This is a genomic window from Methanobacteriaceae archaeon (assembly GCA_030656015.1).
GTDB lineage: Archaea > Methanobacteriota > Methanobacteria > Methanobacteriales > Methanobacteriaceae > UBA349.
This window is the reverse complement of sequence record JAUSNX010000004.1, coordinates 418,803-434,852: the sequence shown is the minus strand read 5'-3', so window position 1 is coordinate 434,852 and position 16,050 is coordinate 418,803. Positions and strand designations below refer to the sequence as shown.

General features: G+C 34.2%; 14 protein-coding genes. 4 read left to right on the top strand and 10 right to left on the bottom strand.

All coding sequences use genetic code 11. The features are described from left to right. On the top strand, positions 1–729 hold the full coding sequence (locus Q7I96_05270) for a metal-dependent transcriptional regulator (GenBank protein ID MDO9627023.1): 729 nt from the start codon (positions 1–3) through the stop codon (positions 727–729). Between the two features lie 265 nt (positions 730–994). Here Q7I96_05270 and Q7I96_05265 read toward each other — a convergent pair whose 3' ends face one another. The 7 genes from Q7I96_05265 to eif1A form a co-directional block, all read right to left on the bottom strand. Next, positions 995–1,828 carry a TIM barrel protein gene (locus Q7I96_05265; GenBank protein ID MDO9627022.1) on the bottom strand — a complete coding sequence of 278 codons (834 nt, stop codon included), beginning with the start codon at positions 1,826–1,828 and terminating at the stop codon, positions 995–997. Positions 1,829–1,991: 163 nt separating this feature from the next. After that, complete coding sequence (locus Q7I96_05260) at positions 1,992–3,005, bottom strand: phosphorylating glyceraldehyde-3-phosphate dehydrogenase (protein ID MDO9627021.1); 1,014 nt, start codon at positions 3,003–3,005, stop codon at positions 1,992–1,994. A gap of 337 nt (positions 3,006–3,342) precedes the next feature. Further along, the gene (locus Q7I96_05255) at positions 3,343–4,398 is read right to left on the bottom strand and encodes a DNA topoisomerase IV subunit A (protein ID MDO9627020.1); all 1,056 of its coding nucleotides are present in this window, start codon (positions 4,396–4,398) and stop codon (positions 3,343–3,345) included. Next, the gene (top6B, locus tag Q7I96_05250) at positions 4,391–5,965 is read right to left on the bottom strand and encodes a DNA topoisomerase VI subunit B (protein ID MDO9627019.1); all 1,575 of its coding nucleotides are present in this window, start codon (positions 5,963–5,965) and stop codon (positions 4,391–4,393) included. Before top6B ends, Q7I96_05255 begins: the two co-directional genes overlap by 8 nt. Positions 5,966–6,289: 324 nt before the next feature. Further along, a complete protein-coding gene (locus Q7I96_05245; GenBank protein ID MDO9627018.1) occupies positions 6,290–6,856 on the bottom strand; it encodes a KH domain-containing protein in 567 nt (188 codons plus the stop codon). A 313-nt stretch (positions 6,857–7,169) separates the two neighbouring features. Continuing rightward, entirely contained in the window at positions 7,170–7,937 is a 768-nt protein-coding gene (locus Q7I96_05240) for a serine protein kinase RIO (protein ID MDO9627017.1), read from the bottom strand. A 222-nt stretch (positions 7,938–8,159) separates the two neighbouring features. Further along, on the bottom strand, positions 8,160–8,459 hold the full coding sequence (gene eif1A, locus Q7I96_05235; GenBank protein ID MDO9627016.1) for a translation initiation factor eIF-1A: 300 nt from the start codon (positions 8,457–8,459) through the stop codon (positions 8,160–8,162). Positions 8,460–8,720: 261 nt separating this feature from the next. Between eif1A and Q7I96_05230 the strand changes: the two genes are divergently transcribed. Beyond that, positions 8,721–9,953, top strand: coding sequence for a molybdopterin-binding protein (locus Q7I96_05230; GenBank protein MDO9627015.1), 1,233 nt, complete (start codon positions 8,721–8,723; stop codon positions 9,951–9,953). 217 nt (positions 9,954–10,170) lie between these two features. Here Q7I96_05230 and cobK read toward each other — a convergent pair whose 3' ends face one another. The 3 genes from cobK to Q7I96_05215 all read right to left on the bottom strand — a co-directional run bounded on the left by cobK (position 10,171) and on the right by Q7I96_05215 (position 14,161). Continuing rightward, complete coding sequence (gene cobK / locus Q7I96_05225; GenBank protein ID MDO9627014.1) at positions 10,171–10,980, bottom strand: precorrin-6A reductase; 810 nt, start codon at positions 10,978–10,980, stop codon at positions 10,171–10,173. Beyond that, positions 10,981–13,497: a calcium-translocating P-type ATPase, PMCA-type gene (locus Q7I96_05220; protein MDO9627013.1), complete on the bottom strand. Its 2,517-nt coding sequence runs from the start codon at positions 13,495–13,497 to the stop codon at positions 10,981–10,983. A 280-nt stretch (positions 13,498–13,777) separates the two neighbouring features. After that, entirely contained in the window at positions 13,778–14,161 is a 384-nt protein-coding gene (locus Q7I96_05215) for a UPF0146 family protein (protein ID MDO9627012.1), read from the bottom strand. Between the two features lie 19 nt (positions 14,162–14,180). Here Q7I96_05215 and rimI point away from each other — a divergent pair, with 19 nt between their 5' ends. Continuing rightward, positions 14,181–14,675 carry a ribosomal protein S18-alanine N-acetyltransferase gene (rimI, locus tag Q7I96_05210; protein MDO9627011.1) on the top strand — a complete coding sequence of 165 codons (495 nt, stop codon included), beginning with the start codon at positions 14,181–14,183 and terminating at the stop codon, positions 14,673–14,675. A 215-nt stretch (positions 14,676–14,890) separates the two neighbouring features. Beyond that, positions 14,891–15,973 (top strand): glutamine-hydrolyzing carbamoyl-phosphate synthase small subunit, encoded by a 1,083-nt coding sequence (gene carA, locus Q7I96_05205; GenBank protein ID MDO9627010.1) that lies wholly within the window; start codon positions 14,891–14,893, stop codon positions 15,971–15,973. The last annotated feature ends 77 nt before the right edge of the window (positions 15,974–16,050 follow it).

The following is a 16,050-nucleotide window of genomic DNA, read 5'->3' as shown; positions in this document are numbered from 1 at the left end:
ATGAAAATAAGTGAACCTGGAGAAGAATTACTGGAAAAAATATGGGTTTTCATGGAAGACAACAATTTAGAATATGGTTTAAACCATGAAGATTTAGAATTATCTCCTGAAATGGAATTATTCATTAATAAAGATGGATTATATGACGAAAAAGTTGTTGAAGAGCTCAAAAATCTAAAATTAATAGAAATTCAAGATGAAAAAATTAAATTGACTCCACAAGGATGGGAAGAATCTAGAAATATTATTCGAAGACACCGGCTGGCAGAAAAACTGCTTCACGATGTTTTAGGTATGACTGGGGAAGAGATGGAAACCGCAGCATGCAATTTTGAACATATAATGGAAGGAGGGGTAGAAGAGAGTATATGTACTCTTTTATCCCATCCCCATAAGTGTCCGCATGGGAAAAATATTCCTTCCTGTAACTGCCAAAATGGAATATCTCATGCAACCAATTCCTGTAAATGTAATGAATCGGTAAAAAAAGTTTTAGAAAAATCAGTTTTGCCTTTAAATAAAATTAAAAAAGGAAAATCGGGTAAAATTGTTTATATTCAATCTCACAAGCGTGAAAATTTAAATAAGATACTGGCCATGGGTGTTTTGCCAGGGAGAAAAGTGGAAATTATTCAAACTTACCCATCATATGTCTTTCAGGTGGAACACACTCAAATGGCTATAGATCGTGAGATTGCAGAGAGCATATATGTGGGTAATATAGTGTGATTAAATCTTATTATCCACTTTATATTAGGTATATTCTCAGATTAACCTTCTAAAATAAGTTTTTTAATTAATTATTTATAATGGGCTTTTAGAATATACTCCACTTAAATCCGCTCAATTATATCAATCTAAATTCTAAAAGCACATTTTATTTTCATAATCATTAATTTTCTTTTTAATTCAATCATAACTATTTATTTCTATAATTTAAAGGATTTAATCGAGTTTAAACCATCAAAATAGTTAGAATAGATATTAAATATCTTTATAAAATATTATTATAACACGATTTTAATATTAGAGCATCCTGATCTATCAATGGAGTCTCACAGATGATAGTGGAATTCCATCCAGCTTCATTTAATGTTTCTAAAAGTGGTTTAACTGGGGGCCCATATTCTTTTTCTTCCAGGGTATGATGCTTCCTCTCCCCGGCATGCGTATATTCAATCTTGGTGAAATGACAGTGCAGTCTTTTAATGGACAGTTCTTCCTCTAAATAATCTATTATTTTCAGGTAATCATCTGCATTTTTAATGCTCCCTTCACCACGGGCATGTATATGGGCAAAATCAATGGTAGGGGCAAAGTGATCAAAATTTTGACATATCTCAACAATTTCTTCCAGATTACCTAGCTGGGATTTTTTGCCGGTGGTTTCTGGAGCAAAGGTGAATTTTTTAATTCCTAATCCATCTAATTTTTCTAAAATATCTGCAATGGCCTTTTTACATATATTCATAGCTTCAGATGGTGTGTATTTAGTGTAAAACCCTGGATGGAAAACTATTCTGTAGGCTCCCATCCATTCTGCGGCCCGGGCCGATTGTACCAGCCGATCAATGGACCGTTCAATAACTTCTGGATCTTGGGAGGATAAATTGATATAATATGGAGCATGCATGGAAACCCGTATTTTATTTTCCTCAGAATTTTTCCTAAGTTCTTTTGCAGAATTTTCACCTATACGCACACCATAAGTGGCCTGATATTCATAGGCATCCAGTCCTTCTTGAGCAATATAGTTGCAAGCATGCACACTTTTTCCTTTAAAACCAATTGGATTTCCTGCTGGGCCAAATATTATTTTATCACTCATTAAATCACATTTTAGTTTCATTAAAAATTTATTAGGGGTTAATTAAATTTATTAAGTATTTTTTAGAATATTGAAAAAAATTATAAGTTTAATTTGATAGATTGGAATATAAATAGGGTAAAAATAGGTAAAAATGGATAATAAAAAAATTATATGGGGATTTTTATAAAATATCCATAGCTTTATTGGTTTTTTCAATGGATTTATTATTATCTTCTTCCATTTCAAGCATGGCCCGTATAGCATCCACATTTTCTGGAACAACATCAGATTCCTGGTGAACAGCCTGCATGTAGTATAATTCTCCGTCAACTACATTCAAGGACTCTTGCCAGACTGGAATTTCAAATAAATCATTCCTGGATCGGCCTAATTCTTTGGCATATTCCATTACTTCGGCGGTGGATCCAATACCTTCGCTGGCCTTAACTAAAAGCACTCTTGATGTGGCTTCCAGTTTAGCAATGATTTCATCTACTTCCACCGGGTTTTCCAGTTCAACCATGATATTGTGTTGATGCATCAATGTGGTAGGGACTAATAATGCCATAGTATTAATATTAACACCATACATCACTGTTTTTAAATCAGGCCCGTGGTGAGAAGGTACTGTTGGTGGGTTAGGGACCACAGCATTTATCGGCCCTTTATTAATCTGGGAAGGATCTCCGCCCCGGCGAACCATTACTGCTCGAACCTTTTTAATTCCACATAATTCATTGATAGGATTTAAAGTCCGGGTAAGTCCGGTGGTATTACAGGAAACCACGCGAGTATAATCTTTTCCATAGGAGTCTGAATAATTTGCAAATGAATTAAAGGATAATCCTACGTTATCGTGCTTTTCTCCGCCCTGGAAGATGGCTTTTAAGCCTAATTCTTTGTATTTTTCCAGATTTTTAGCACCAATCCCTTCTGGTGTACAATCTACTATGATGTCTGATTCAGCCAGCATTTCATCCACAGTACCGCTTATTTCAATCCCTGCATCCTGGAAAAGTTTTTCTCTTTCAGGAATGCTTATGTAAAGATTGTATCCCTTTTTCACGGCCATTCGGGCCTCAAAGTCAGGTTTGGTTTTGGACACCCCTATAATTTTCATGTCGTCTTGAGCAGATACTGCATCAGCAACTCTTTTTCCAATGGTTCCATATCCATTTACTGCAACAGATTTCATTTAATTAACCTCCCTATAAATTAAATTAATTTCACGCAACTTTTATTTGAAGAAATTAATTTTTTTTAGTTATTCTAACATCTTATTTTACTTTAAAGACTATTGATTGAAACTCAATATCTTAAGCTAAAGACGGATAATAAGTTTCACTTTAAATATGTTTAGTTATAAGAATATCTTGTATTGTAACTTTTATAAACTTTTTTAATTGTTTTTAAGGATTTTAAAAAACTGCTATAAAAATTACAATTTGAATAATTATGATAATTAAAATCAAGCTAAAAAATTAAAAATTAAAATGGCCAGTTAAGGCCAAAAATAAAATCAAAGCAGGAGATTATTCCAGCTGCTCCAATTTTTCTGGGAAGTAGGTATCTACTACGTATTCCAATCCATATTTGGAGAAAGATTGCTGTTCTGCCTTTTTACCGATTTTGAGCATTTTCTTAATTTCCATTTTCCAGGTTTCATCCCGGTAGCGAGGGTCCTTGAGAAGCTCTTTTAAACGGAGAACATCAATGTCTTTTAAGGGGTCGGTCGGAAGGTCGTATTTTATAATGTCACTAGCAGTAACTCCCAGAAACTTGGCATCTGGAGTGGCCAAGTCGTGATTTACATGGGCCAGTTTAGCACTTCCAGAGATAATAACCTGGGCTATGTGAAAACCCCAGGGGTCTCCGTCGTTACAAATATAAACTGGAAGGCCTAATTCATCATTTACTCTTTTAAGGAACCTTCTCGTTGCTCTAGCAGCCTGACCCTTTAATCCCACAATCAGTGTATCAAATTTTTTGTAAGCGTTTTCTTGAACCATTCGGTGGAACATCCCCATGGTTTCCACAGCAATAACTCTTTGTACGTTATGGTCCACAAGTTCTACTTCATTTATGGTGGGAGAAATGGTATAACCTGATTTTCCAGACCTAAGAGCGTTAATTTCGAGATCGTCTTCTTTTATAGTTAAATCTCCATAAACTGATGCTCCATCTTCTTCGGGCATTAGGCCCAGGTCTTCTCGGGTCATTCCTAATGTTACTTCCAGATCTTCACCTACAATGTTAGATTCGTCCTGAGTTCCAAATTCAACTTCCCATCCTTCAGAAACGTAATAAAGCTCCCTTAAAGTAGCTGTTTTTTCTCTCTCAACTAATTGCTTACAGAAATTGGCCATGTAAACCATTTGACCAATTTTTTTTATTTGTTTTACATTTCCCAGAGAACGTTGACCATAACGATCTCCTAGCACGTAATGTCTTTTGTTCTCGTCGTAAACGATGTTGGAAGTACCACGGGACGGTACTTTTACTGCAGGGACTTTGTTTTGAGCTACATCTTCTATGATGGTCTCTCCCAGACTTTTAAGCTTGTTAATGGTGATTTCTTTCCTAGTCATCATCTATGGGTTCCCCCAATAATTCTGCCAGCGCTCGGCGAGTAACTTTGGCCAGAACGGGTTGATATTCTGGTACATCTGTTTCGGCTAGTAAAGCTGCTTCTTTTAGAATAACGGGCACATATTCTTCGAAAATCTTGGAACGCATGGCCTCTTCTTTTTCAGCCTTTTTAGCTCTCAGGTATTTTTGTAGTTTCCGGGCCACGGTCATGGCGGTTTGTCGGACTTCGTGCAAGATTTCTGGTTCTGGAGCTACACTTTGTTTACCTGTGGATAAGTAAGGCACCTGGGTTGAAATAATATTTACAAATATGGTTATGGGAGCACTTTCCATATCTCTTATTCCATATCTCTTCCAGTCAATACTCTTTAAACCTTCAGTTATGGCACAACTACCTTGATCAAATGATAATGGGACTCTATTGGCAAAACGCATGATTTCTGCTTTGCGTTGTTCTCCAACCATTCTTCCAGAGTCTCCACCATATGCTATACCGGCTTCTATAATAAATGCCACTCCTCCACGGTAGGTAACAGGCTTTCTACTGATAGCAGATACAAATTCAGGGTTTAAAATTTCTATAACACCTTTTTCAATTTGTTCTTGACCAATTGGTATTAAACCAGATGTTGGTGGTGCCATAAAGTCCATTTTAGTAAATAAATCCACTATTTGTTCTGCTTCCTCCCATTTCATATCCTTCGGCCTTTTATTAAGGTCAATACCAGTCAATTCTTGAATCTCATTTACTCTTTTAGTGGACATTCTGGAGAGTGAACTGGTTAGCAGACTTCTGAATCGGCGCTTGTCGGTGTGCTTGGCCATGAATATAAGATCGTCAGCCGTAACACCTTTAGGGTGAGGAAGAACTTCTTTAGGTAATGGTGGAATAACAGCTGAGGCTCGATTAAATATGTATTTATGTCCAGTTGGATCTCTAAATACGATTTTTGCGTGGGGGTTAGCAATCATGGTCCTTCTGATGTATTCAAAAGCACCTTGTTCTGATAAAGAGTAAGAAACGTCTTTAAAGTGAAGTTCCAAACAAACACCAGTGCTCTTAACATCTACTTTTTTTCTCTCCAGCACAAGACCCTTATTTTTCTTTACATCCATCTTAAGGGTCATTTGAACTCCCTTAAGTTCTCCGTTCTCTTTGTAACCAGAAATAACTCGTGCAGGTTTTCCGGTGGTCATTTGGGATAACAGTACACATCCACTGCACCCTAAACCTTGTTGACCACGAGACTGGATGTTTCTAAACTTAGAACCAGCAAACATGGTACAGAATACTTTGGTAACGAAGTTTTTAGGTATCCCTGGCCCATTATCAGTATGTCTTAAAACATAATGGTCTTTATCCAACCTTTTAAGGTCAATTTTTATTTCAGGGAGTATTCCTGCTTCCTCTGCTGCATCAAAACTGTTGGTTATCAATTCGTGAAAAACAATGGTAAGGGATCTTATCTTACCAGAAAATCCAAGCATCTGCTTATTTTTTCTGAAAAATTCAGATGCGGTTAATTCTTGAAACTCTTCAAAGAGTTCTCCAGCTTGTCTCTCCAAAATTACCCTCCTTGTATAGTGATTTATTTGGAATCTAAAAATATAATTGAGATATTGATTTTAATGATTGGCTTGATTAATATTAATTGAAATACAAAACAATTAATCCTAAAATATAATCTTTAAGTATTAATATTTTACTTATAAATCCCTAGTTTTTTCTGAAAATTACAAAAATATCTCAAAAATTTATTGTTAAAATGTGTAATATATACTATTCTATTTGTTACATATATACCAAATGGTTTCAAACATGATAAATTTGCTATCTATAAAAAAATCATGGCAGATTCATGAAATTAAATCCGCCAAGGTATAATTAATTTATTTTAAATTGATGGTGTCATGAAAATGTTTGAGTTTCATGTCCTGTTTTTTCTTTTCCAGGAAACCATACACTGACTTGTGCCGGGAGCCATTTAAAATCATTTCAACGGCTTCTTTAGCAATCAATAAATTTTCAAGGTCCCCTATTATGGAAACAGTCTTCCCATATACTGACATGTCCACTCCAGTCATTTCGTGTATTATTTGTCTTGTAATACCGTCTCGACCAATAATTCTACCTTTTTGCCTAGCCAGAGCCTTTTTAGATTTCCCTACATACTCAGTGAGTTTTATTATGTCTAGAGCCACATCATCTTTTAGTAATCTAAGGGCAATCTCTGGATTAAATCCTCTTCCAATGGCCTTTACTATACTGCGTGTTTTCCAAGGTAATAATGGGTCTTCAAGGTCCTCTTGCGGAATTATGGTTACAGTTCCAGCTTCACTATCTATGTCCAATGTGGTCTGGGTTAATTTTTCTATATGTTGTTTTACTTCTCCTTTTTTCCCAATTAAAACCCCTACTCGCTCGCGGGGTATTTTGAGATATTCAGTGGTGGTCATAATTTCACCTCGTATTGATTTATTAGTTTTTAGTTATTATTCACTAGGAATAATTGTTGATTAAATATTAAAGTCAGTATACGACTATTTTATAAAATTTAAAAAGTCGTGACCGAAATTATTATTTAAACAAATCTATTATAAAGCTTTCTAATATTTTTTAGAAATATTAATAAATGGAATTTGTTTAAGAATATAATTGATTTTAAAATGACATTTTAAAAGGAATTTAATTATATAAATAATTTAAAAATTTTTGAATTGAATTATAAAAATTTGAATTATAAATAGGAATTATTTTAAAAAATATTAATTATCCCATAATTTCTTTTTTAACATCTTCAAAAGAAGCTGAGGCTCCAAAGCTTTCGAAATTTTTTAATAAATTTTCTATATCTCTATCTAGAAGTTCTCGTGATATGGGATGATCTAAAACCATAGATTGTGAAACATCAATTATAACTGGGTTTTCTTGATGATTGAGAATATTAAATATTGAAAGATCGCCATGAACTAATTTAGCACCTTGATACATTTTTTTTAGTTCATCAATAACCATTTCAAGCATTTGTTCTGGATCTTCTGGGCCCTGGTCTCTTAAGGTGGGGGCGGCATTACCGTCTTCATCACCTATAAATTCCATTATTAAAACATTATTTTTGGTTATTATTGGTTTTGGAACGTTCATACCTGCTTCTAGACATCTACTAAGATTTCTAAATTCTTTAGTTACCCAAGCATCTACTAATTGCCTTTTATTAGTTGTTCTAACCTTAAATCTAGGGTCACCTTGTATATAGTACTGCATTTTCTTAAAATCAGAGGTAGAAATACGGTATACTTTAACCGCTACAATATGGCCATCTTCATGAACCCCTTTAAATACATTGGCCTCTTTACCAGTGCTTATGGCTCCATTTAATATATTTAAATAGTTACTATTGGCCAACTTATAAAGCGTTTCCATTGTTTTCCGATCAAAGACTTCACTACTGACTCTACGATCTTCCACACTTTTAATCCGTTTTTCGGCTAGCATCTTCCGTAAACTAGCATCGGCCTTAGTTACCTTAGGATCCATTAAATCATCCTTATTTATTTTTGTCATATTGGTTTACTGCTTAAAAATGAATTATGTTAAATTATTAGTATATTATTAAATTCATGATATTAATTACGGATATTATATTTAAAATTAAGATTAAAATTAGCAAGTATTATTCAAATAAATTAAGCATTAATTAGGATGTAATGGGTTTAGGGATCTCCCTAAATTCCATCAAGCTAATTATTAATTAAATGATTAAAGGTTCAAGTAACCTCTTTTTTCAAGCCAGTTAGCTTCAGTTCGAGTATATCTCCAGACTATATCGGCTTTTTCATCGCTTTGGAATTCCCATGGTTTTATTAGAACTACGTCTCCTTCTCGAATCCAAATCCGCTTTTTCATCTTTCCAGGAATTCTACCTAATCGAACTTTACCGTCGGTACATCGGACTCTTAGTTTTCCGTGACCTAAAATCTGTTCTACTACGGCTGGAATTTCTCCTCTTCGTGGAGTTCTTACTCTTCTAACTTCTTGTGGTTCATATCCTCTACTCAAATACTCTCCTCCTAAATGAGATTAATTGCTTATTTTTCATTAAATATTATAAATCTTCTTGAGAATCAGATTTAATTAAATATAATATAATTATAAGGTGTCAACCTTTATATAATGATTTATAAAATTAAAAATATATTTATAGTTTTATATTTGTTTATAACTATCATTTAATCAATTGTATAATTAATTAATTTATTATAGAAATTATTTTAAGAAATTATTTTATTAAGAAAAATATTCTAAACGAAGGCATTTACCATGGTTAATGAATTTTTAAAGATAATCGAAGTTCCAGAAGTTGAAAAAATTTTAGAAAATCTTTTTAATAATCTTTTTTCAATTCAAAAATCAGAATATGTTGAATTGGAAGGTGCTCATCACAGGGTTCTTTCTGAAGATATTTATGCTACAATTGATTTACCCCCCTTCGACCGGGCATCTAAAGATGGTTATGCAGTACATGCACCTGATACCTTTGGAGCTAGTGAAGAAAATCCAGTTGTTTTAAATCTTTTAGAAGTAATTGAGGCTGGTCAAAAACCCCAAAAAGAAATTAAGCCCGGATTTTGTTCAGTAATAAATACTGGTGCACCTCTTCCTAAAATGGCCAGTGGCGTGGTTATGGTTGAATATACGGAAATAAAAGACAATAAAGTTTATATCTATCGCCCAGCTACGCATGGTCAGTTTATAACTAAAAAAGGGACAGATATTAAAGAAGGAGAATTACTTCTATCTTATGGTACTTTCATTAGCTCCGACAAAATGGGAGTTTTAAGTGCTATGGGATTGAATAAAATCCCGGTTCAGGAAAAAATCAAGGTGGCCATAATTTCTACGGGTAAAGAACTGGTTAATTCTGGCCAGAATTTGAAATATGGTCAGATATTTGATGTAAATTCTTATTCTTTACAAAGTGCAGTACTATCTTGTGGTGCAGAGCCATTATGGTTAGGTGTTGTCCCAGATAATTATGAGGGATTAGCAGATTCCATTAAGAATGCTCTAAAAGAATGTAATATAATTTTAACTTCCGGCAGCACTTCGGCGGGCACTGGAGATGTTTTAAAGCAAGTCATTGAGGACATGGGTGAAGTATTGGTGCATGGTATTTCAGTTAAACCAGGTAAACCAACAATTATAGGAAAAATAGATGAAAAAATTGTAATTGGCCTTCCAGGATATCCAGTAGCTGCTTTAATGATATTCCAAATATTTTTAGCTTCACATATTCGTCAGTTGGGTGGTTTACAATCAGATGATTCTATTAAAACAGTAAATTATCCTATTGAAGGAAGATTTTACTCTTCTAGAGGTAGATTACACTACGCCCTTGTAAAAATAATTGATGGTAAAGTTCATCCTATTTTAAAAGATTCTGGTGCTATAACAGCTCTGGCTGAGGCCCAAGGTTATATTAAAATCCCCAAAAATGTGGAAATTATAACTGAGGGAATTGAAGTTGAAGTTGTGCTCTTTGACAGATCCTAAATATTATTTACTTTTTTAAATTTTACTTAAATTTTGTTTTTTATTTTTTTTAAAGCCTATTTTTCTATTTTTGTTTATTAAAATAATAAAAAAATATTTACTGAACCTTTTTTTAAATTGAATAAGTAAAACAACAAACAAAAAAATAAAAAGAATATGAGATGCAATTAAATAAAATCAAAAATGAAATCAGATGAAAATATTATTCAATTTCTTTTTAAAGCTTTTTCTGAAGTTCTTTAATGGTATTGACCACTGAATTTTTATTTAATTCTTTTATTTTGGGCCTAATTATCAATACCACTTCAAGACCTAGCTCCAGAGCAGCATCTATCTTACCGGGAACTCCTCCAGTTTCTCCACTTTCTTTGGTGATAATAACTCCAACATCATATTCCCTCATCAACGCCTGATTGAATTCTTTAGAGAAAGTGCCTTGCATGGCCACAATATTTTTTCCAGAAATCCCTATTTCCTCACAAATACCAATGGAAGTAGTATTGGGTAAAACCCTCACTATTAATTGGGTTAAGGGAACACTTTTTAGAATTGATTTTATGGTAGAAACACCGGCCAGATGTAAAACTTTCTTTTCATTATTTTTTATAATGCTCTTGGCAAATTGGCCGGCTTCCTCAAATGAATTGACAATGTGGATCCCTTCAACATTAAAATAATTAATTGAAGGCCTTTCAAAGCGAATATATTTAATTGAAGCCTTTTTTGATGCATTGATGGCATTGGTGGTAGCCTGGGTTGCGAAGGGGTGGGTAGCATCTATTAAAATTTTCACATCTTTTTTTTGAATTAAATTTACAAGTTCATCTGCCTCAAGTGGTCGAGATATGACCTCATCTGCCCCTGCTTTTTTAGCTAGAATGGCCCCATAACTGGTGGTGGTGGAGGCCAAAATATTAAAATGTGTTTCTTCATTAGAATTGCTTTTGAAAGAACTTTCATTGTTTATAGAAAGCATTTCAATGATTTTAATAGCATCTTTTGTCCCGGCCATCACCAAAATATTCATCTAATCAAACCTTGCCACGATTTTTTCACTAATTAATATAATACTGGCCACCAGAACTATTAAAACCCAGTCAAACCCAGATATGGCAGTTGTTTTAAATATACCTTGTAAGAATGGTATATAAATGACCATTACTTGCAATAAGAATGATGATGCCACTGCAATTAATAGGAAACGGTTGGAAAATCCAGTTTTGGATTTGCAGTTAAATACATTGAAAATCTGGAACATTACAAATACGGTAAATGCTATAGTTGTAGCTCTAATGGTGCTCACTCCAATAGAAAGCTCGTAAATGTAAAGAGCCAAAGTTCCTATGGCCATTACTATTCCCGTAAAAATGATCCTTAGCATTGTTTTTCGAGGCAGTATATTTTCTTTTTCAGGTTTTCTGAGCATAATTCCCTTTTCTGCTGGTTCAACACCTAATGACTGGGCAGGCGGCCCATCCATGATAATGTTGATCCATAAAATTTGTATGGGATTAAATGGGATGGGCAGGCTCATTATAGATGCAGAAACTATGGTTAAAATAGCTCCTACATTGGTGGAAAGCTGGAATTTAACAAATCGACGTATATTGTCATATATTGTTCTACCTTCTTCTATGGCATGTACAATGGTAGCGAAGTTATCATCCTGTAGTATCATGTCTGAGGATTCTTTGGCCACATCAGTTCCACTGATTCCCATAGAAACACCAATCGATGCTTTTTTAAGTGCAGGGGCGTCATTTACTCCATCACCAGTCATGGAAACTACGTTGTCTTTGTTTTGAAGAGCTTCTACAATACGCACTTTTTGTTCAGGGAAAACTCGAGCATATACTTCCACATCTTCCACAATTTCTGCAAATTCCTCATCAGAAAGTTTTTCCAGATCATTTCCAGTTAGAACTTTCCCATCTTTTAAAACTCCTATTTCTTTGGCAATGGCGGCAGCAGTATCTCTATGGTCTCCTGTGATCATTACCACTTTAATACCTGCTTTTTTACAAGTGGCCACAGCTTCAGCTGCTTCTTTTCGTGGAGGATCCATCATACCGGCCAGCCCCACTAAGATTAGATTACTTTCCAGAGTTTCTTTGTCTTCTAAATCTTCATCCGGTGCCACCTTCCGGTAAGCCAGTCCTAGAACCCTTAGAGCTTCTCCAGTCATTTCTTTAAGACTGTTCATGAAGTTTTCTTTATCTGCTTCAGTTAATTCCCGGACCACTTCATCCTCTTCGATGTATTTACACATACTTAAAACGATTTCAGGAGCCCCTTTAGTGTAAAGATAAATTTCTCCACCTTTTTTATTCAAGGTAGTCATTCTTTTACGGGTACTGTCCAGGGGAATTTCCATTATTCGAGGATAAGTTTTTTCCAGTTCTTCTCGTGAATAATCTTCCTCTTCAGCATATACTAACAAAGCACCATCAGTTGGGTCTCCAATAACTTTTCCATTGGATAAACTGGCATTATTACACAACGCACATACTTCCAGTGCCCTTTCTGATGAATTTAAGCGAGCATCTCTTACAGACATTTTATTTAAGGTTAAAGTTCCGGTTTTGTCAGTACAAATTACGGTACAGGATCCCAGAGTCTCCACCGCCAGCAGCTTTCTGACCACTGCATTGACCCTAGCCATTCTTTGCATTCCTAGAGCTAAAGTAAGGGTTAAAATTGCAGGCAATCCTTCAGGAACTGCAGCCACCGCCAGAGATACGGCGGTTAAAAAAGTCTCAACCAGCGGAACTCCTTTGGCCAGCTGTAGGATGAATACTCCCACACAAACCACTATGGCAATCAACCCCAGCATTTTTCCCAGGCCAGAAATCTTTTCTTGAAGGGGGGTAGCTGTATCTTCACCTTGTAACATTTCTGCAATTTTTCCAATAGAAGTTTGCATTCCTATTTCTACCACTGCACCGATTCCTCGCCCAGATATAACGTCTGAATCCATATAAGCAATCGTTTCCCTTTCATTTTCGGCCTTTTCTTCATCATATGTCTTAGAAACCGGTAAAGATTCTCCAGTGAGTGATGATTCGTCTATTCTAAGGTCATAACTTTCAATTAAACGAATATCTGCAGGTACATTATCTCCTTCTTCAACAACTACTACGTCTCCTCTTGTAAGTTGGGAAGCAGGAATTTTTTCTGTTTTACCGTCACGAATAACCACGGCTTCACTTGATATAAGTCCTTTTAATTTTTCCATGGCTTTTTCAGCCTTGTTCTCCTGCAAGAATCCTACAGTAGCATTTAAAATAACTACTAACAATATTACTACTGCATCAATGGCATCTCCTACAAAATAGGCTGCCACTGCGGCCACTATTAATAAAATAATTAATATGTCCATAAATTGCAGCAGGAACTTTTTTACAGGTCCGTCTTTTTTTTCTTCCACTAACTCGTTAGGCCCATATTCTTGGGTCCTTTTTTGAGCCTCAATTGAGTTTAAACCGTTTTTAGTGGTATTAAGTTCTTTTAATGTTTTTTCAATGCTCTTTTTTTCCCATTTCATAATTAACACTCTTTAATTGGGGATATTAATTGATAATAGTCAAATTTAAAAAAATATTTTTGATTTTATTTATTTTGATTTCCAGATTTCTTTAATTATTAATTTATATTGTTTATATAATTAATTGATAATATTATCAAGTTATTTGATATTTTAGGATTTATTTGTATTAATTAACTTCTAAGTATAGGTTCTATATAAAAAAATAGCAAAATAAAAAAATTGTTTTATTTATCAAAATAAAAAAAACATTCAATTAAATAAATTCAATAAATATAACTTAAGGATAAACATAAAAAACGGCCTTTTTATAATTTACTAGTCGCATTTTCTGCCGGGTATTTATAGTGTCTCCACTTAGAGGTTTAATAATCAATATAGCACCTATATTCTGAGCTAGATCCATAATTGTTTGGTGCAGTTCCATGGGGGGCCTAACTGAATAAATAATACTAGCACCATCATAAACTCTTAAGTTTGGCTGGGTTATATCATCCTGAATTATATCTCTATGGGAAGGTTTAATATCAGTTAAAATAATATTCATTTTAGAATGTTTTTGAAGGTTGGCAGCAACTTCCAAAAATTTGCCTGCCCCCACCTCTACTATTTTATCAGAGGGAGTACATTGGTTTATAATATATGATGCAAGATCTTTCCACATGCTATCACCGGAGATAGAAATGATTATAAGGGAATTCAGACTTTCAGACCTTAAAAAGGTCGTAGAAATCGAAGAAATGTCTTTTGACGAACCATACCCTCCTAGCATCTTGAAAGATATTTTCAATCTTGGTGCAGGATTTTTAGTGGCTCAAGAAGATAATATAATTGTAGGGTATATTATATTTTGGATTAGATTTGAGGATGAAGGTCATATCATTTCTCTGGCGGTGGATAAAAAATACCGTCGTAACTGTGTGGGTAAGAAACTTTTAGGAATGTCCATAGAAATGTTTCAGAAATTTAATATGAAAAACATTAAATTAGAAGTAAGATATGAAAATAAAGGGGCCATTAAATTTTACAAAACCATGGGTTTTTATGAAGATAAAATAATGCCCGGTTACTATGAGGACGGGGAAAATGCAGTTATAATGAACTTGCCACTGGAAAAAGAACTTTCCTATTCCAAGAATAAATCTAGGAGCAATAAATCTAATAAATGGATGGATTAATATCTGAAATAAAATATCTGAGATTTTAATAGTAGAGATTATAACTAGGAATATAACTAAATATTAACTAATGAATTAATTAAATTATAATTATTATAAAAAATACATACTACTAAAATACTAATTATTAGATTATTTGGATTATAGTCCACTGAAATTCATGTCAAATATATTAAAAATCAAATTATCTACTACTTATCAATTATGGTGATTAAATGGTAAAAGAGGCAAAACTTGCTTTAGAGGACGGAACTATTCTCACAGGAGAAAGTTTTGGTTATGAAACAATAAAAACAGGAGAAGTGGTATTTGCCACTGGAATGACCGGCTATGTTGAATCCCTCACGGATCCTTCCTATAAAGGCCAAATTTTAATGACAACTTATCCATTGCAGGGTAACTATGGTATAAGTCCTGAATGGTATCAGTCAGAAAGTATTAAGGCCGAAGGATTCATTGTAAGGGAAGAATGTATTCATCCTTCCCATAGTCTTTCTGAGAAGGGATTGTCTGACTTTTTATCTGAATTTAAAATTCCAGGAATTGGTGGAATTGACACTAGGGCATTAACCATCAAAATAAGAGAAAGAGGAACCATGAAAGGGGCATTGGCCACAACTGAAGTCTCTGATGAGGAATTATTAGAAATGGCTATTTCTCAAAAAGATATCACTGAAATTGATTTGGTGGATGAGGTTTGTGTTAAAGAACCAAAAATCTTTGGAAAAGATTATCCTGAAAGAGTTGTTATTGTTGATTGTGGAATAAAAAACAACAGTATCAATGCTCTTTTAAAAAGAGAAGCGGGAGTAGTTGTTTTACCATATAATACGAATATTAAAGATATTCTGGATTACGATCCTGATGCAGTTCTCATATCAAGCGGTCCGGGAGACCCTAATCGGGTTAAAGATGCTATAAATGTTATTCCAAAGCTTGCTGAGCGATTACCTGTATTTGGTATATGTTTGGGTCAGCAGTTAATTTCTCTGGCATTTGGGGCAAAAATTTATAAGATGAAATTTGGCCATCGGGGAACTAACCAGCCGGTTAAGGATTTAAAAACTGGAAAAGTATCTATAACTTCTCAGAATCATGGTTTTTCTGTAGATCCAGATTCTATTACTAATAAACCTATAAATGTCACTCAAATTAACTTAAATGATGGTACCGTCGAGGGAATAGAGCATGAAGAACTACCGGTAAGTAGTGTGCAGTATCACCCAGAAGCAGGGCCTGGCCCGCATGATACCGACTATGCATTTGATAGATTTGTCAAAGTTATGAGGGATTACTAGGTTGGAAAAACCTTTATTAATCTTTATATTCAGATTAATTATCATTTAATAAACTAATTTATTAAAATTCCATAATT